Source organism: Pseudonocardia sp. ICBG1034 (assembly GCF_020131375.1).
In the GTDB taxonomy this organism is placed as follows: Bacteria; Actinomycetota; Actinomycetes; order Mycobacteriales; family Pseudonocardiaceae; genus Pseudonocardia; species Pseudonocardia alni.
In genome coordinates, this window is record NZ_JAHLEK010000015.1 from 1,369,303 (window position 1) to 1,386,513 (window position 17,211).

Here is a 17,211-nt window from a genome sequence, read left to right on the forward strand (position 1 = left end):
CTCCGGGAGGAGGGATCACCGGAGCGACGGACGACGTGATCGGTGAGAGGCTGTCGCCATGAGCGACCGTGACTACCGGGCACCCGGCATCGTGGTGCGCCGCATCCTCAACCCGCTGGTCGGGGCCCTGGCCCAGCGCGGCATCACCCCGGGCGACACCGCCGTGCTCGCCGTCCGCGGCCGGCGCAGTGGCACGATCCGCACCGTCCCGCTGACCCCGGTCCTGCTCGACGGGACCCGCCACCTCATCTCGCCTCGCGGTGAGACCGACTGGGTCCTCAACCTGCGCGCGGCCGGCGGGAGCGCCGAGCTGCGCGGTCGTGGGGGAGCGGAGCCGGTGTCGGCCACCGAGCTCGACGCCGCGGCGGCCGTCCCCGTGCTGCGCGCCTACGTGCGCGGACTCGGCCGGGCCGCCGGGATGCTGTTCGACGACGTCGGTCCCGCCTCCACCGACGCCGAGTTCACCGCTGCGGCTCGGCGGCACCCTGTCTTCGCGCTGCACCGACCGCCTGAGCTCTGACCTCGCGGGCCGACGGCCCTGTGCCGGCCCTGCGGGCCGACCGCCCGCAGCGCCGGCCCCGTGCCGCCCGTGCGGTGTCCATCCTGTGGTCCCCTTCCGGCGCCGCCCCGGTGGTGATCGCCGAAAGTGGAGCGTGGAGTGCAGAGCACTGTGTCCTGCACTCCACTCCCGCCGATCATGTCCGCCCATCCTGCGCCGCCCCGCGGGCCCCGGGGTCGGCCGCGGCGGTCCGGAGTGACGGGGGGAGACTGGGGGTGTGACCGTCCCGGACCCCACCGACCCGCTGGCCGCCGCGCTCGCCGCCGCCGGACTCGGCGACGTGCGTCCCGGTGAGACCCTCCCGCCCCCGCCGCGCATCGAGGTCGTCGACGACGCCCCTGCCGAGCCCGCCGCGCCCCGCGCCCTGTGGCCCGCGGGCGTCGGCACCGGCGTCGGCTCGCTGCCCGGCACCGACGTCCGCGAGGCGTGTGCGCTGGTCACCGGCGAGACCCCGGAGTTCCCGGCGCTGCCCGAGCTGCCCGCCCGCGGTGTCGGCGCGGACATCGTCGGCCGCACGGCCGGGCTGCTCGTGGACCTGGCCGTCGAGGTCGTGCCGACCGGCTGGCGGGTCACCGCGCGTCCAGGTCGCGACCTGCGCCGGGCCCGCGACCTGATGTCCGGCGACCTCGACGCCTTCGACGACGCCTGTGACCGCATCCGCCCGTCCTGGGTGAAGGTCCAGGTCGCCGGCCCGTGGACGCTCGCCGCCTCGGTCGAGCTCGCCGCCGGGCACCGGGTGCTCACCGACCGCGGCGCCGTCCGCGAGTTCGCCGCCAGCCTGACCGAGGGGCTGCGCGCCCACGTCGCCGAGGTGGCGCAGCGGACCGGGGCGACGGTCGTCGTCCAGCTCGACGAGCCCGGCCTGCCCGCCGTGCTCGCCGGGTCGCTGCCGACCGCGTCCGGCTACGGCACCGTCCGCTCGATCGCCGCGCCGGACGCCCAGGACCTGCTCCGGGACCTGATCGCCGGCATCGACGCCCCCGTCGTCGTGCACTGCTGCGCGGACCGCCCGCCGATCCGGCTGCTCGCCGGGACCGGTGCGGCCGCGGTCGGGATCGACGCGACCCGGCCGGCGTTCGCCGGGGCCACCGCCGAGCCGCGCGCGCTCGACGCGATCGGCGAGACCTGGGACAGCGGTGTCCCGCTGTTCCTCGGGCTGCTGCCCGGCACCGCGCCGGCCCGCGAACCGGCGGTCGGCGATCTCGCCCGCATCGGCTACGACCTCGCCGACCGGCTGGGCTTCGACCGGCCGCGGCTGGCCCGGCTCGCCGTCCCGACGCCCGCCTGCGGGCTCGCCGGGGCGACCCCGGCCTGGGCACACCGCGCCCTCGCCCTGTCCCGGGAGCTGGGGAAGGCCTTCGCCGACCCCGACGAGGTCCCGCCCGCCGACGAGCGCTGACCCCCATGCGCTCTGCGCTCGCTCCGGGCCGCCCCTCGAGCTGATCCACTCCCCGCGCGGTGATCCGCGCCGCGCGCGTGTCCGGGCGCGCGCGCCGGGCGGATCACCTCGCGGCGGAGGGATCACGGTGCCGCGGGCGGATCACCGTGCAGCGGCCGGATTGCGGGGCAGAGGGGACCACCGCCCCGCGCGCTGATCCACTCCTCGCGCGCTGATCCGCGCCGCGCGCGTGTCCGGACACGCGCGCGCCGGACGGATCACCGCGCGGGGAGTGGATCGTCGCGCGCGGGGCGGATCAGCGTGCGGAGGAGGGTCCCGCGCCGGTCAGCGCTGCCCGTTCACCTGCTCCGGGCGCACCGCGAGCACGAGCAGCCCACCCGCGACGAGCACCCCGCCGAACAGGTACAGGCTGCTCGCGGTCGACCCGGTGGCGTCGGAGACCACTCCCACCAGCGAGGTGCTCACGGCTCCGGCGACGTTGCCGATCGAGTTCACCAGGGCGATCCCGGCGGCCGCCCCGACGCCGGACAGCAGCGCGGCGGGCAGGCTCCAGAACGCGGCCTGTGCACTGGAGATCGCCGCCGCGGCGACCGTCAGTGCGAGGAGGGCGAGCACCGTGCTCGACTGGGTCAGTCCGACCGCGACGAGCCCGAGCCCGCCGACGACGGTCGGGACCGTGGTGTGCCAGCGCCGCTCGCCGGTGCGGTCGCCGTGCGTGGCGACGGCGACCATCGCCACCACCGCGACCAGGTAGGGCACGGCGGACAGCAGCCCGACGGCCAGGGTGGACTCCACGCCGCTGCGGGAGATGATCGTCGGGAGCCAGAAGCTGATCGTGTAGATCCCCAGCGCGACGGCGAAGTAGATCCCGCCGAGCAGCCACACTGCGGGGCTGCGCAGGGTGCCGCGCACGGAGGCGTGCGCGCCGGACTTCGCGTCGTCGTCGGCGGCGACGGCGGCGGTCACCAGGTCGCGCTCGGCGGGGGTCAGCCAGGTCGCGTCGGCCACCCGGTCGTCCAGGCGGCGGAGCACGACCAGGCCGAGCAGTACCGCCGGGACCGCCTCCACGACGAACATCCACTGCCAGCCGCGCAGGTCGCCGACGCCGTCGAAGACCTGCATCAGCCAGCCGGACAGCGGTCCGCCGACGATCGTCGCGACCGGGATCGCGGCCAGGAAGAGCGCGGTGATCCGCCCGCGCCGGTGGGCCGGGAACCAGTAGGTCAGGTAGAGCAGGATGCCGGGGATGAACCCGGCCTCGGCCACCCCGAGCAGGAACCGCAGCAGGTAGAAGGTTGCGGGCGAGTTCGCCAGCGCCATCAGCCCGGACACCAGTCCCCAGCTGACCATGATCCGGGCGATCCACCGCCGGGCGCCGACCTTGTGCAGGACGATGTTGCTGGGCACCTCGAACAGGATGTAGCCGAGGAAGAACACCCCGGCCCCGATGCCGTAGACGGCGTCGGAGAACCAGAGCTCGTCGTCCATCTGCAGCCGTGCGAAGCCGACGTTGACCCGGTCCAGGTACGAGACGGCGTAGCAGACGAACAACAGCGGGACGAGGCGCAGTGCGACTTTTCGGTACACCCTGTCGCTTTCAGGGCGCTCCGCGGTGCAGGCGGGATCGGGCTGTACTGCCATGACAGGACTCCTCGACGCTGAGGGGTGTGGCGCCCGACACCTTCCGGCATTCTGAATTCAGAAGTCAACCGGAAGGCCGGAGGCGTGTGCCCCGCGGCGGGTCAGGAGGCGGCGGTGCCGGCGTCGTTGTCGTGCTCGGCGGCCAGTGCCTCGAGGATGAGCTGCTCGCCGTGCTCGGCGTGCCGGCGGGCGAGCGACTCGGCCCGCTCCGCGTCGCCGGCGACGACCGCGGCGAAGATCGCGGAATGGTCCTCCCAGACCCAGCGCGGGGCGCTGCCGCGGAACAGGAGCTCGCCCATCACCCGCTGCACGTTGCGCCAGATGACCGCGGCGCTCTCGACCAGCAGCGGGTTGCCCGAGTGCTCGGTGACGAACCGGTGGAAGTCGATGTCGGCGGCGACCATGCCCGCGTAGTTCTTGTCGGCCTCGGCCCGTTGACCGGCTGCGACCAGCGAGAACCCGTACGACGCCTGGTCCGCCGTCAGTCGCCCGGCCGCGCTGCGGGCGGCGTAGCCGTCGAGCACCGCGCGCAGTCCGTAGAGGTGGCGGACGAAGTCGGCGTCGACCGGCGCGACCTCCAGGCCGCGGCGGCCGAAGTCGCGCAGCATGCCCTGGTTGCGCAGCAGCAGCAGAGCCTGCTGCACGGGCTGGCGGGAGACCGAGAACCGCTCGGCCAGCTGCTCCTGGCGCAGCGGGGTGCCCGGGGTCAGCTTGCCGGTGCAGATGTCGTCGACGATCGCGTCGTAGACCTGCTGCACCCGTGAGGGCGGGGCCGGGAGGGCGGTCATCGGGCCGGTCCTTTCGCGCCGTGAGATGTCCCGCGGGACAACGGATCGAGCTTACCCAGCGGCAGGAACTCCAGTCCTTCCGGTTGACTTCTGAATTCAGTATGCCCACAGTCGGTGGTGTACGTCACCCGGTCGTCGTCGCCCGAGGAGGCCCGCTCGATGCCCGAGCACCCTGCGCCCGAAGAGGCGCGCACCGCCGCCGCACTGGTGGCCCGGTTCCTGTACCAGCGCGGGGTCCGCCGCGTGTTCGGTCTGCAGGGCGGGCACATCCAGCCGATCTGGGACCAGCTGGCCCGGCTGGGCGTCGCCATCGTCGACGTCCGTGACGAGGCCGCCGCCGTGCACATGGCGCACGCCCACTCCGAGCTGACCGGCGAGATGGGGATCGCGCTGGCCACCGCCGGTCCCGGTGTCACCAACACCGTCACCGCCGTCGCGAACGCCTCGGTCTCGCGGATCCCGCTGATCCTCATCGGCGGCTGCCCGCCGCGGCCGCAGGCCAACAAGCACCCGCTGCAGGACATCGCGCACACTGCGATCCTCGCGCCGGTCACCCGGCAGAGCCGCACCCTGCGCGTCGCCGACGAGGTGCTGCGTGAGTTCGACGAGGGCTGGTCGCGCGCCCTCGGCGACGCCGGCGAGCCCGGCCCGGTCTACCTCGAGATCCCCACCGACGTGCTGCGCGACACCGTGCCGACCGCCGTCGTCCTCGACGACCACCTGCGCCCGCCGCCGGTGCGCCGCTCGCGCCCGCACCCCGCCGACGTCCTGGCCGCCACCGAGCTGATCGGCGCCGCACAACGTCCGCTGGTGATCACCGGCCGGGGTGCGCGCACCGCACCCGAGGCCCTCGTCCGGTTCCTCGACGCGACCGGCGCCGCCTACCTCGACACCCAGGAGGGTCGCGGCCTCGTCGCGCAGGACCACCCCGCGGTGGTGGGCGCGCTGCGCAGCAGGGCCATGCGCGAGGCCGACCTGGTGATCACCGTCGGGCGCCAGCTCGACTACCAGCTCGGCTTCGGCTCGCCCGCGGCCTTCCCCGCCGCGCGCTGGCTGCGGATCTCCGACACCGCGAGCGAGCTGTTCGACAACCGGCGCGGCGAGGTCGAGATCCTCGCCGACGTCGCGTCCACACTGGACGAGCTGGTCGAGACCGCCGCCGGTGACGGCGCCTGGCGCGACGGGCTGCGCGAGGCGCACCTGGAGCGGTCCTCGGGCTACCGGGACAAGCTCGCCTCCACCCCGCCCGGCGACGACGGTCGCATGCACCCGAACCACATCTTCGCCGCACTGCACGACATCGACCTCGACGGCGCCACCGTCGTCGCCGACGGCGGGGACCTGCTGTCCTTCGCCCGGCTCGGCGTCCCGCCGCAGGCCCGCTACCTCGACGCCGGCGCGTTCGGCTGTCTGGGTGTGGGGGTGCCGTTCGCCATCGCCGCCGCACTGGCCCGCCCGGACCACCCGGCGATCGTCGTCACCGGCGACGGCGCGTTCGGCATCAACGCGATGGAGGTCAACACCGCGGTCCGGCACGGCGCGCCGATCGTCGTGATCGTCTCCAACAACGCCGCCTGGAACATCGAGCGCTACGACCAGGCCGAGAACTACGGCCTCGTCGTCGGCACCGAGCTGGAGCACAACGACTACGCGCGGCTCGCCGAGGGGCTCGGCGCGCACGGCGAGCGGGTCACCGAACCCGGGCAGATGGCCGACGCGCTCACACGGGCCCTGGCCAACGCACCGGCCGTCATCGACGTCGTGACCAGCCGCGACGCTCCGTCCCCGGACGCAGGCAAGGGTCTGGGCTGGGTCCCCGACTACCAGGCGCTCACCCCCTGGAACGACGCCGAGATCGAGCGGAGGAGGTCCTGATGGGACAGATGGAGGAGTGGCACTTCCCGGCCGGGTACGACCAGAGCTACCTGCCCGACCCGGACAGCCCGTACTGGTTCCCGCACCGGGAGACGATGGACCCGGCCGAGCGCGACGCTGCCGTCCTGGTCCGGCTGCAGGAGGTCCTGCGCTACGCCTACGACAGCTCGCCGTTCTACCGGCGCAAATACGACGAGGCCGGGCTCGACATCGGTGACATCACCACCTGGGAGGCCTTCGAGCAGGTCCCGGTGGTCACCAAACAGGAGCTGCGCGCCTCGCAGGAGAACGCGCCGCCCTTCGGCGACTACGTCTGCGTCGACGACGCCGAGCTGCACCACATCCACGGCACCAGCGGCACCACGGGCACGCCCACCGCGTTCGCCATGGGCCGCCGCGACTGGGAGGTCATCGCCGACAACCACGCGCGCATCCTGTGGGGGATGGGCGTGCGGCCCGGCGACACCGTGTTCGTCTCCGCGCTGTTCTCGCTCTACCTCGGCTCGTGGGGCGCGATGAGCGGGGCGGAGCGGCTGCGTTGCAAGGTCTTCCCCTACGGCGCCGGCGCCTCGGGGATGACCGCGCGGGCCGTGCAGTGGCTCGCCCGCACCCGGCCGAAGGCGTTCTACTCGACGCCGTCCTACGCGCTGCGCCTCGCCGAGGTCGCCGAGCAGGAGAAGGTCGACCCGCGCGAGTTCGGCATCGACGTCATGTTCTTCTCCGGCGAGCCCGGCGCCTCGGTGCCCTCGGTCCGCAAGGCGATCGAGTCCGCGTTCGACACCCGCGTCGTCGACTGCGGGACGATGGCCGAGATGACGCCGTTCATGTCGGCGTCGGCGACGGCCGGCAGCCCGGACGGGATGCTGCTGTGGCAGGACATCGTCTGGCACGAGGTGTGCGACCCGGACACCTTCCGCACCGTCCCGTACGGCTCCGAGGGCACCCCGGTCTACACGCACCTCGAACGGACCTCGCAGCCGATGATCCGGCTCGCGTCGAACGACCTGACCCGCTGGGAGATGGGCACCAACGGCTGCGGGCGCACGTACCCGCGGCTGCCCGCCGGCGTCTACGGCCGGATCGACGACATGATCCACATCCGGGGCGAGAACGTGTACCCCACCGAGATCGACAACGTCCTGCGCGAGATCGAGGGCTACGGCGGCGAGCACCGCGTGCACGTCACCCGCACCGGCTCGATGGACGAGATCGTCGTCCGCGCCGAGTGCGCGCCCGAGCACGCCGAGAGCTTCGAGCGCGCGGCCGGCAGCGGACTGCACCGCGTCGTCGGCCTGCGGGTCGGGGTGGAGGTCGTCGCCCCCGACACCTACGAGCGCAGCGAGCACAAGGCCCGCCGCGTGGTCGACGAGCGCGACCACACGAAGCGTCCCTGAACAGGCGATCCCTGTACCCCCCCGTGGCAAGGAGGCCACCGAGCATGTCCGTCACCACCCGTGCACTGGCCCTCGACCCCGACGCACGCACCGCCGACCAGGTGGCGATGTTCGTCGACGGGCAGTTCGTCCCGGCCGCGGCCGGCGCGACCTTCCCGACCGTCGACCCCAACACCGGGCGCACCATCGCCGAGGTCCCGCGCGCCGACGGCACCGACGTCGACCGCGCCGTCGCCGCGGCCAAGCGCGTCGCCGTCGAGTGGCAGTTCACCGACGCCATGGCCCGCGCCGCGCTGCTGCGCAACCTGGCCGCGCTGGTCACCGAGCACGCCGACGAGCTCGCCCGCCTGGAGGCACTGGACTCCGGCCACTACCTGGCCAAGGCGAGCGAGCTCATGGGTGCGATCCCGCTGTGGCTCGACTACTGGGCGAGCCTGGCCGACAAGGTCGGCGGGCGCACCATCGAGGTCCCCGGCAACAAGCTGTCGTTCACCCTGCTCGAGCCGCTCGGCGTGACCGCGCACATCGTGCCGTGGAACTACCCGCTGCTGATCATGGTGCGGTCCTGCGCCCCGGCGCTCGCGCTCGGCAACACCTGCGTCGTGAAGCCCGCCGAGGACACCTCGCTGTCGGCGCTCAAATTCGCCGAGCTGGTCAAGGAGGCGGGCTTCCCGGACGGTGTGTTCAACGTCGTCACGGGGTTCGGCACCGAGGCCGGCGCGTCGCTGGCCGCGCACCCCGACGTCGCGGGCATCACCTTCACCGGCTCCACCGAGACCGGCAAGACGGTCGCCAAGCTCGGCGCCGACCACGTCGCCCAGGTCAACCTGGAGCTCGGCGGCAAGTCCCCGACGATCGTGTTCCCCGACGCCGACCTCGACGACGCCGTCGAGGCCGCCGTGCAGGGCTTCTGCTCGCACACCGGGCAGGTCTGCGTCGCCGGGACCCGGCTGTTCGTGCACGCCGACGTCCGGTCGGCGTTCCTGGAGAAGCTGACCGCGCGCCTGGAGCAGACCCGGGTCGGCGACGGGTTCGCCGAGGGCACCCAGATGGGGCCGCTGGTCTCGCAGAAGCAGTACGACCGCGTGCGGGACTACATCGAGATCGGCAAGACCGAGGGCACCCTGCACTACGGCGGCGGCCGCCCCGCCGGAGCCCCCGAGGGCGGCTACTTCGTCGAGCCGACGGTGTTCGTCGACGTCGCCCATGACGCCCGGATCGCCCGCGAGGAGATCTTCGGCCCGGTCGCCTCGGTGCACTCCTGGAGCACCGAGGACGAGCTCGTCGAGGCCGTCAACGACTCCATCTACGGGCTGTTCGCGGTGCTGCTCGGCAGCGACATCAAGAAGCTGCTGTCCACCGCGCGACGGCTCCAGGTCGGCGGCGTGATGATCAACGACTGGTTCGGCGAGCTGCCGATGACGCCGCACGGCGGGCACAAGCAGTCCGGCACCGGCCGCGAGGAGGGCCTGGAGGCCGTCCACGGATACACGCAGGTCAAGCACATCAGCGTCAACCTCGACCCGTCGCTGCGGGCGGGGTCCGACTGGGCCGGCGCGCCCCTGTAGCCCCGGCGTCACGCCAGAGAGGAGAGCATCCGATGAACGACGCACCCGCTCCCTTCGGAGCACCCGCGGAGACCGCGAACCCGGGTGAGGCCGGCGGCTTCTTCGAGGCCGGGCGGCCCCGGATCGGCGGCCTGCTGCACCCGGTCCGGTTCAGCGACGAGCAGGCGGCCGTGCTGAACGCCGTCGCCGACACCCTCATCCCGCCGGACCCGCGCTGGCCCACCGCGAGCGAGGTCGACCTGGTGACCTTCGTCGGCCGCTACGTCACGCCGTCGGGCTACCGGAACAAGCACTTCCCGTTCGCCGAGGAGGACGCGTTCAAGGTCGGTCTCGACCGGCTCGGGCAGTCCTTCGTGGACGGTGGCACCGCCGCCCGCACCGAGGCGATCGGCGCGCTGGAGTCCGCCGAGGACCCGCTGTTCGAGCAGCTGCGCGCGCTCGTCTACTACGGCTACTACTCCCGGCCCGTGGTGACACTGGCGATCAACCGCAACCTGCCCGCCGGGCGCGACTACCACGGTCCGCCGCTGCCCTACGGCTACCTGCAGACCACCGAGCCGTGGGACGAGGACCTGCTGACCCAGGCCCAGGAGAACGGCTCCTACCTCGAGACCGACGACGTCGTGCGCGTCGACCTGTCCCAGCTGTCCTGGACCACGTGAGGAGTACGTCATGGCTGCCTACGAGGAGACCGATGTCCTGATCATCGGTGCCGGCCCGGGCGGGGCCGGGATCGCGCTGAAGCTGGCCAAGGCCGGCGTGAAGGTGGTGTGCCTGGAGCAGGGCCCGTGGGTCACGCCCCAGGAGCACCCGCACTACCACGACGAGTGGGAGCTGGAGAAGCAGCGCGGCTGGGCCTACGACCCCAACGTGCGCCAGTTGCCCGAGGACTACCCGGTCACCGGGGTCACGACGCCGTACATGATGAACAACGTCGGTGGCTCGACGATGCACTACGCCGGCCACTGGCCGCGCTACAAGCCCGTCGACTTCCGCAAGGGCACCGAGCACGGGCTCGAGGGCACGATCGACTGGCCCATCAGCTACGAGGACCTGGCCCCGTTCTACGACGAGAACGACGAGATCTACGGCATCTCCGGCCGGATCGGGGACCCGTCCTACCCGGACCGCAAGCAGGCCGTGCGGGACCCGGAGGTGCTGCCGGGCAAGCTCGGGCTCAAGTACGCGAAGGCCTCGCGTGACCTGGGCTGGCACTGGTGGCCGTCGGACAACGCGATCATCACCCGGGACCGGGAGAACCGGCAGGCCGACCAGGCGATGGGCAACGAGCTGTCGGGCAGCCCGACCGGGTCGTTGTCGACGCCGGCCAACGCCCACTGGCCCTACGCGATCCGGCACGGCGCCGACCTGCGCACGATGGCCCGGGTCGAGCAGATCAACGCCGCGAACGGGAAGGCGACCGGCGCGACCTACATCGACCGGACCACCGGTGACCGGCACGAGGTGCGGGCGAAGATCGTGGTGCTCGCGGCCAACGGCATCGGGTCGCCGCGGCTGCTGCTGCAGAGCGCGCAGAAGGGGCACCCGGACGGGCTGGCGAACTCCAACGGGATCGTCGGCAAGTACCTGATGCACCACGTGTTCGCGTTCTGCGACTCGTGGTTCGACGAACCGATCGAGGGTTACAAGGGCAGCTTCGGCGCGCCCCTGTACAGCCACGAGTTCTACCACACCGACGTGAGCAGGGGATTCGTCAACGGATTCGGTATGCAGGTGGCGCGCAGCTTCGGGCCGGCCTACGCCGCGATGGGCACGCACACCGGCTACACCGCGCCGTGGGGGGACCGGCACCGCGAGTTCTTCGACGGGCACTTCGCCAACCACCTCATGGTCTTCATGTTCGGCGAGGACCTGCCGGTGGAGACGAACACGGTGACGCTGAACCACGACGTGACCGACAGCTCGGGCCTGCCGGCCGCGCACGTGAACTACGAGCTGCACGCCAACGACATCGCGCTCGCGAAGTACGGGATCGACAAGATCTTCGAGGCCACGCGGGCGGTCGGGGCGGTCGAGACCAACGACACCGGGGTGCTCTACCCGCCGCCGGCCTGGCACCTCATGGGCACCTGCCGGATGGGCAACAACCCCGGCGACTCGGTGCTCAACAAGTGGTGCCAGACCTGGGACGTGCCGAACCTGTTCGTCTGCGACGGCAGCACGCTCACCACGGGTGCGGCGGTCAACCCGACCAGCACCATCGGCGCGCTGTCCCAGCGCACGGGGGAGTACATCCTGCGCAACTGGGACGCCCTCGTCGCGCAGACGACGACGCCGTCCAACGCGGACGCGCCGGACATGTGAGACCGGGGACCGGGCCGGCGCAGCGTGGCGCCGGCCCGGTCGCCGCTCAGTTCAGCTTGCGGGTGCCCTCGGGCAGGCCACCACCGGCGTAGACGTCGGTGGCGAGGTCCTCCAGCGCGGTCAGCGCCACGTTCTGGCTCCACGGCCCGTAGGACACGCGGGCGACGCCCAGCTCCTGCGCGCGCTTCAGCGGGATCGACCCCGGGATGCCGATCAGGTTGACCCGGCGCTCACCGAGCGCCTCGACCAGGCGTCCGACCTGGGTCTCGTCGAGCTTGCCCGGCACGAAGAAGTTCGACGCGCCGGCGTCGAGGTAGGCCTTTCCGCGCTCGATCGCGTCCGCCAGGACGGCCTCGGGGTCCTTGTCGCCCGCCTTGAGGAACGCGTCGGTGCGGGCGTTCAGCACGAAGTCCACGCCCGCCGACTCCGCCGCGGCCACGGCCGCCTCGACCGCCTTCACGGCGTCGGCGAGCGGCTTGACCTGGTCCTCCAGGTTCGCCCCGACGATGCCGACGTCGATCGCGCGGGCCACGGTGCCGCCCGGGTCGCCGTAGCCGGCCTCCAGGTCCGCGGTGACCGGCAGGTCGCCCGCGACCTTCGCGATCAGCCCGACCTCGGCGATCATCAGGTCGCGCGGGATGTTCTCGCCGTCCTCGTAGCCGCGGGAGGCGGCGATGCCGTGGCTGGCGGTGGCCAGGGCCTTCGTGCCCGGCGTCTCGGCGACGACCTTCGCGGTGATCGCGTCCCAGACGTTGACGACGAGCAGCAGCTCGGACGCGGCGTGCAGTTCCTGCAGCTTCGTGGCCTTCTCGGCGGTGGAGGTCATGGGGTCACCGTAGGGCGGTTCCGGGTCCGCCGCCGCGTACCCAGAACTGAGGATCTGTCGTGTCCCTGACAGCGGTGGAGCCGTCCGACCCCGATTCTGGTGCCGTGCTCCGAGACCGGCCCGACAGCCGACACCCGACCGCCCCGCGGGGTGGCCTCGGGTCGTCCGCGCTCGTCCTGGGAGCGCTGGGCTCGGTCTTCGTCGCCGTCGCCATCGCGCTGTCCGCGGTGTCGCCGCTGACCGTCACCGGTCTCGCCCTCGCCTCCGCCGGGGTGGTCCTGACGATCGGCGGTCTGGTGCTCGGCACCCTGGGCGCGGTCCGCGCCTGCCCGGGCCGGTCCCGCACCGCGATCTCCGCCGCGGGGCTGTCGATCGCCGGGCTGGCCGGCGGGCTGATCTGGCTGGCCGCCTTCGTGATCCTCGCCGTCACCGGGCCGGGCCCCGCCCCGCTCGACGGTCCCGACACCACACCGGCCTGTGCGCCGGACGTCTGCCACGTCCACTGACATGCGGGCCGACCGCCCGGCCCGGTCACCGCGGGGCCCGCGCGGCACGGTCGGCAGGGGGCGTCGCCCGGCGGAGGTGAGGGCCTCGATGCGCGAGCACGGCGCCGAGCTCGCCCTCGCGCTGTCGTCGGTGGCCGGCGACGACGTGACGGGCCGCCCGTGCCGGTGCCGGGGGATGGGCGACCTGATCACGGGGTAACCGGTGGTGTGCCACCGATTCCCTGCACCGACGCCGTCGCACGGCGGCAGCCCGACGTGCCCGAGCCGGGCGCCTCCGGCGCGTCCGCGACCACTGTCACCGTCGCGACGCCGACGTTCCTGCCGCAGCACGCCCACGCGCCGTCGCGCCGGGTGTCCGCCGGCGACCCGATCGCGTTCCGGCCGTGGCACGGGCTCGCCGTGCACCGCCCGACGGGACCGGTGGACCGGCTCCGCGCCTGCGACGAGCTCGGCGCGCGGTGCGGCGGTGCGGACTCGGTCGCGGTGACCGGGATGCGGTCCGCCTCGGAACGGCCCGCCTGATGGCCGCCGTGTTCGTCGTCGGCGCGGGGCCGGGCATCGGCCGCTCCGTCGCCCGCCGCTTCGCCGGCTCCGGGCACCCGGTCGGGGTGCTCGCCCGCTCGTCGTCCACCGTCGACGGTCTGCTCGCCGACCTGCCCGACGGGGCGGCCGGCGCCACCGCCGACGTCGCCGACGAGGCCGCGCTGCGCGCCGCCCTCGGCGGCCTGGTCGAGCGGCTCGGGGTGCCCGAGGTCGTCGTCTACAACGCCGGGGTGATCCGCACCGACACCGTCACCGGGCTCGATGCGGCCACGTTGCTCGACACCTGGGCGGTCAACGTCGGCGGCGCGGTCACCACCGCCGCGGCGCTGCTGCCGGCGATGGCCGACGGGGACGGCGGCAGCTACCTGATGACGGCCGGCATGCCGCACCCGCTCCCGCAGCTGACGAGCCTGTCGCTGGGCAAGGCCGGGCTGCGCGCGCTGGCCGAGCTGCTCGACGCCGAGTTCGGGCCGCGGGGGGTGCGGTCGGCGACCGTGACCGTGTGCGGGCCGGTCGCGCCGGGAACCGCCTACGACCCGGACGACATCGCCGAGCACTACGCCCGGCTGCACCGGCTGCCCGCCGGGGCGTGGCCGGTGGACGTGCGCCACGGCGACCCGGCCGACGCGGCGGGCTGACCCCCTCCCCGCCCTGTGGCGTCCTGCTCTGTCGTGCCCCGCCCGCCGTACCCCGCCGCGCCGGGGGCGGGCGCGCCGCGTCGGTTCGGGAGCCGGTGCGGCGCGGCCCGCAGAACGGTCGTGCGCGATTGATCATCGGGTGGAACGGGAACCCGGAACATGCACGTCCCGCCATGCGATCCGGAGGTCGTCCCGTGCCCGAGTTCCCCGCCATCCACCACCTCGCCCTCTCGGTCACCGACCTGGAGGTCAGCGAGCCCTGGTACTCGAAGCTGATCGGCTCCGAGCCCGCGATGACGTTGTCCGACGGGCCGTTCCACCGCCGCGTGTTCGCGCTGCCCTCGGGCCAGCTGCTCGGCCTGACCCGGCACGACTCCGTCGACGCCGGTGACGCGTTCGCCCCGGACCGGCCGGGCATGGACCACGTCGGGTTCGGCGTCGCGGACCGGGCGGAGATCGAGCAGTGGCGCGACCACCTGGACTCGGTCGGGATCGCCCACGACGGGATCGTCGAGGCCGACTACGGCCTGGCCCTGTCGTTCAAGGACCCCGACGGCAACGCCCTGGAGTTCTTCCACCTCGCCTCGTAGCCCCGCTACGACGCCCGCCCACCGGGCCCGTGGGCGGGCGCGGGGTCCTCGGCGGAGCCGGATGTGCCCGAACAGGGCTTGACCTCGAGCGGGGTTCAGCTCCGAGCATGGGCCCATGACCACCGAACCGGCCCGCTGGGCCTACCTCTTCGAGCACCCCGGCGCCGACCCCGACCGTGACCGCCTCGTGCTCGAGTCCGGTGGGCAGCGCTCGATGGTCGTCGCCGTCGCGTCGACCGCGGACGCGCCCGTCGTCGCCGCCGGCCTGGTCCGCGACGAGCGGGTCACCCTGGTCGAGCTGTGCGGCGGCTTCGGCAGCGGTGACGTCGCCGCCGTCGCTGCGGCCGTCGGGGACCGCGCCGCCGTCGGGCACGTCGTGTTCGGCGCCGACCAGATCCCGGCCGCCGCGGCCTACGCGAGCGCCGCGGCCGTCGCGGCGGCCGGTGCCGCGCCCGCGGGGTGAGGGTCCCGAGAGTCGGCCGGGCGGGCCGCCGCACCTGCGGCAGGGTCGGCGTGTGCGGCAGCCCCACCGTCGGCGGGCAGCTCACCTGCTCGAACCGCGCGCTGCGGGCAGCACGACCACCTCGGGCCAGCTGACGACGGTCCGGCCGGCGCCGTAGCGGCGATGGGCCCCGATCGCGTGCTCGTGGCTCGCCAGATGGGCGTCACGACCGCTCGCAGGCGGGTCGGGTCGCGCGGCCGGTCTCGACGAGCGCACGGAGCCGGTCGAGGTCGCCGCGCAGCCCGCGGGCGAGCAGCCACCGCAGCGGGCCGGGGACGAGCCGCAGCAGACCCGGCGGCCGGACGCGCAGCCCCAGCCGGACCCGGCACGAGCCGTCCGGCAGCGGCTCGACCTCGCGCGACCCGTCGGCGTCGACGCCGGACGTGGTCCGCCAGGCGAACCTGCGGCCGGGGGTCACGTCGGTGACCACGCCGTCGTTGCGGGTGGTCCGGCCCGCGGCCCGCAGCACCTCCCGGGTGGTCGTACCCGGCCCCACCGGGCCCGGCGGGGTGGGGACCATCGAGCGCACCCCCGCCCGCCACTGCCGGTCGCGGGCGTAGTCGGCGAGCACGGTCCAGGCGTCGGCCGCCGGCGCGCCGACGGTCGTGGCGGCGGAGACGGTGAGTGTCGTCATGCTCGAACAGTACGATGTCGAAATATTTGAGCACAATGTTTTCGACGGCGACCTACGATCGAGGTGTGCCCGAACGCGATGCCGTCGACGACCTCGTCGACCAGTGGCGACACGAGCGCCCCGACCTCTCCCCGGACGGCCTGGCGGCGATGGCGACAATCGGCCGGCTCGGCCGGTTCGCCGCACTCGTCGCACCCCGGGTCGAGCGGGTGTTCGCCGCGCACGGGCTGCGGACCGGGGAGTTCGACGTGCTTGCCGCGCTGCGCCGGGCCGGTGCGCCGTACGTACTGACCCCCACCCGGCTCAGCCGCGCGCTCATGCTGTCCCCGGCCGCGACGACCCACCGTCTCGACCGGCTCGACGACGCGGGCTGGGTGGAGCGCAACCTCGACCCGGAGAACCGCCGCAGCATCCTGGTCCGTCTCACCGACCCCGGCCGCGAGCTCGTCGACCGGGCCGTCGCCGACCACGTCGACAACGAGCGGCGGATCCTCGGCCCGCTCGGCCCGGACGACCGCGCCCTCCTCGACGGGCTGCTACGACGCCTGCTCGCCGGTGTCGAGGACCCCTGACCGCTCGCCGGGTTCGGCGCTCGCCCGCGCGAGCGCGACCGTCGCCACCACGAGCACGACCACCAGGATCGCGACGAGCAGCCACCCCGCCCCGCCGGTGGCCAGCCGCTCGTCGAGCACGGTCACCCCGACGACCGCCGCGACCACCGGTTCCCCGACGACCACCGCCGGCAGCGAGGCCCCGAGCGCGCCGGCCTGGAACGCGGTCTGCTGCAGCAGCGTGCCCCCGACGATGGCGACCGCGAGCGCCCAGGTCTCCCACGACGTCAGCAGCGCGACGAGCCCGTCGGACAGCGTGTCGACCACACCGAGGGTGAGTGCGGCGACGACGCCGTAGGCGATCCCGGTCGACGCGGCGAGCAGCAGCGCCCGGGCGGTGCCGGTCGCGCTCCGGGCCGCGACGAGGCACGCGGCGAACAGCACGAGCAGCACCGACCCGGTCGGCGCCCAGGCCGCGAGGCCCGCCCGGTCGACCCCGGCGGTCGGCTCGCCGACGGTCACGAACAGCACCAGCGCCACCACCAGCACCGCGGCCCAGACCAGCTCGCGGCGCGACGGGCGCCGCCCGGCCCACCACGCGGCCAGCGGCAGCGCGAACACCAGCTGGGTCACGATGAGCGGCTGCACCAGCAGCAGCGACCCGAACCCGAGCGCGACGGCCTGCATCGCGAACGCGGCGGTGTCGCCCAGCGACCCGGCCAGCCACCGCGGGTCGCGGACCAGCCGCGCCAGCATCCGCAGCCCCCGGTCGTGCGGGTCCGCCGCCGCCGAGGTCTGCTGGGCGACGGCGGCGAGCGCGAAGAGCAGCGCCGACAGCAGCGCGGCGCCGACCGCGGCGACGGTGCTCAGCG

18 protein-coding genes are annotated in these 17,211 nt (G+C 73.9%); 13 read left to right on the forward strand and 5 right to left on the reverse strand.

From position 1 onward, the window contains the following. The first annotated feature begins 58 nt into the window (after positions 1-58). Both KPF22_RS07970 and KPF22_RS07975 read left to right on the forward strand, forming a co-directional pair. Positions 59-520: a nitroreductase/quinone reductase family protein gene (locus KPF22_RS07970; RefSeq protein ID WP_224401615.1), complete on the forward strand. Its 462-nt coding sequence runs from the start codon at positions 59-61 to the stop codon at positions 518-520. Positions 521-923: 403 nt separating this feature from the next. Then, positions 924-1,958 (forward strand): methionine synthase, encoded by a 1,035-nt coding sequence (locus tag KPF22_RS07975; protein ID WP_224402394.1) that lies wholly within the window; start codon positions 924-926, stop codon positions 1,956-1,958. A 324-nt stretch (positions 1,959-2,282) separates the two neighbouring features. Here KPF22_RS07975 and KPF22_RS07980 read toward each other — a convergent pair whose 3' ends face one another. Both KPF22_RS07980 and KPF22_RS07985 read right to left on the reverse strand, forming a co-directional pair. Further along, positions 2,283-3,599 (reverse strand): MFS transporter, encoded by a 1,317-nt coding sequence (locus KPF22_RS07980; RefSeq protein ID WP_224401616.1) that lies wholly within the window; start codon positions 3,597-3,599, stop codon positions 2,283-2,285. A gap of 101 nt (positions 3,600-3,700) precedes the next feature. Beyond that, positions 3,701-4,387 carry a GntR family transcriptional regulator gene (locus KPF22_RS07985; RefSeq protein ID WP_208822574.1) on the reverse strand — a complete coding sequence of 229 codons (687 nt, stop codon included), beginning with the start codon at positions 4,385-4,387 and terminating at the stop codon, positions 3,701-3,703. Positions 4,388-4,546: 159 nt separating this feature from the next. Here KPF22_RS07985 and KPF22_RS07990 point away from each other — a divergent pair, with 159 nt between their 5' ends. Genes KPF22_RS07990 through KPF22_RS08010 form a run of 5 tightly spaced genes read left to right on the forward strand, consistent with a single transcriptional unit; the run spans position 4,547 to position 11,549 of the window. Beyond that, positions 4,547-6,262, forward strand: coding sequence for a thiamine pyrophosphate-binding protein (locus KPF22_RS07990; protein WP_224401617.1), 1,716 nt, complete (start codon positions 4,547-4,549; stop codon positions 6,260-6,262). After that, entirely contained in the window at positions 6,262-7,656 is a 1,395-nt protein-coding gene (locus KPF22_RS32670) for a phenylacetate--CoA ligase family protein (RefSeq protein WP_280118216.1), read from the forward strand. The genes KPF22_RS07990 and KPF22_RS32670 overlap by 1 nt, the downstream gene beginning before the upstream one ends. A gap of 44 nt (positions 7,657-7,700) precedes the next feature. After that, complete coding sequence (locus tag KPF22_RS08000; RefSeq protein WP_224401618.1) at positions 7,701-9,224, forward strand: aldehyde dehydrogenase; 1,524 nt, start codon at positions 7,701-7,703, stop codon at positions 9,222-9,224. Positions 9,225-9,256: 32 nt separating this feature from the next. After that, the gene (locus KPF22_RS08005) at positions 9,257-9,886 is read left to right on the forward strand and encodes a gluconate 2-dehydrogenase subunit 3 family protein (RefSeq protein ID WP_208822581.1); all 630 of its coding nucleotides are present in this window, start codon (positions 9,257-9,259) and stop codon (positions 9,884-9,886) included. Positions 9,887-9,896: 10 nt separating this feature from the next. After that, complete coding sequence (locus KPF22_RS08010; RefSeq protein ID WP_208822583.1) at positions 9,897-11,549, forward strand: GMC family oxidoreductase; 1,653 nt, start codon at positions 9,897-9,899, stop codon at positions 11,547-11,549. A 46-nt stretch (positions 11,550-11,595) separates the two neighbouring features. Here the strand turns inward: KPF22_RS08010 and KPF22_RS08015 are convergent, their stop codons facing one another. Next, on the reverse strand, positions 11,596-12,375 hold the full coding sequence (locus KPF22_RS08015; RefSeq protein WP_178376269.1) for an isocitrate lyase/phosphoenolpyruvate mutase family protein: 780 nt from the start codon (positions 12,373-12,375) through the stop codon (positions 11,596-11,598). A gap of 104 nt (positions 12,376-12,479) precedes the next feature. On the opposite strand from KPF22_RS08015, the gene KPF22_RS08020 reads away from it, so the two are divergent. The 5 genes from KPF22_RS08020 to KPF22_RS08040 all read left to right on the forward strand — a co-directional run bounded on the left by KPF22_RS08020 (position 12,480) and on the right by KPF22_RS08040 (position 15,115). Next, positions 12,480-12,881 (forward strand): hypothetical protein, encoded by a 402-nt coding sequence (locus KPF22_RS08020; protein ID WP_224401619.1) that lies wholly within the window; start codon positions 12,480-12,482, stop codon positions 12,879-12,881. A gap of 207 nt (positions 12,882-13,088) precedes the next feature. Further along, positions 13,089-13,403 (forward strand): hypothetical protein, encoded by a 315-nt coding sequence (locus KPF22_RS08025; protein ID WP_224401620.1) that lies wholly within the window; start codon positions 13,089-13,091, stop codon positions 13,401-13,403. Beyond that, entirely contained in the window at positions 13,403-14,062 is a 660-nt protein-coding gene (locus KPF22_RS08030; protein WP_208822589.1) for an SDR family oxidoreductase, read from the forward strand. The genes KPF22_RS08025 and KPF22_RS08030 overlap by 1 nt, the downstream gene beginning before the upstream one ends. Positions 14,063-14,256: 194 nt before the next feature. Next, positions 14,257-14,652 (forward strand): VOC family protein, encoded by a 396-nt coding sequence (locus tag KPF22_RS08035; RefSeq protein ID WP_224401621.1) that lies wholly within the window; start codon positions 14,257-14,259, stop codon positions 14,650-14,652. A gap of 115 nt (positions 14,653-14,767) precedes the next feature. Then, positions 14,768-15,115, forward strand: a complete 348-nt coding sequence (locus KPF22_RS08040; RefSeq protein ID WP_224401622.1) for a DUF6506 family protein — start codon at positions 14,768-14,770, stop codon at positions 15,113-15,115. Positions 15,116-15,317: 202 nt separating this feature from the next. Here KPF22_RS08040 and KPF22_RS08045 read toward each other — a convergent pair whose 3' ends face one another. Then, a complete protein-coding gene (locus KPF22_RS08045; protein ID WP_224401623.1) occupies positions 15,318-15,788 on the reverse strand; it encodes an SRPBCC family protein in 471 nt (156 codons plus the stop codon). Between the two features lie 65 nt (positions 15,789-15,853). Between KPF22_RS08045 and KPF22_RS08050 the strand changes: the two genes are divergently transcribed. Next, positions 15,854-16,360: a MarR family transcriptional regulator gene (locus KPF22_RS08050; RefSeq protein ID WP_224401624.1), complete on the forward strand. Its 507-nt coding sequence runs from the start codon at positions 15,854-15,856 to the stop codon at positions 16,358-16,360. On the opposite strand, the gene KPF22_RS08055 is transcribed toward KPF22_RS08050, so the two are convergent. Next, positions 16,325-17,209, reverse strand: a complete 885-nt coding sequence (locus KPF22_RS08055; protein WP_224402396.1) for a DMT family transporter — start codon at positions 17,207-17,209, stop codon at positions 16,325-16,327. The genes KPF22_RS08050 and KPF22_RS08055 overlap by 36 nt on opposite strands. Between the last annotated feature and the right edge of the window lie 2 nt (positions 17,210-17,211).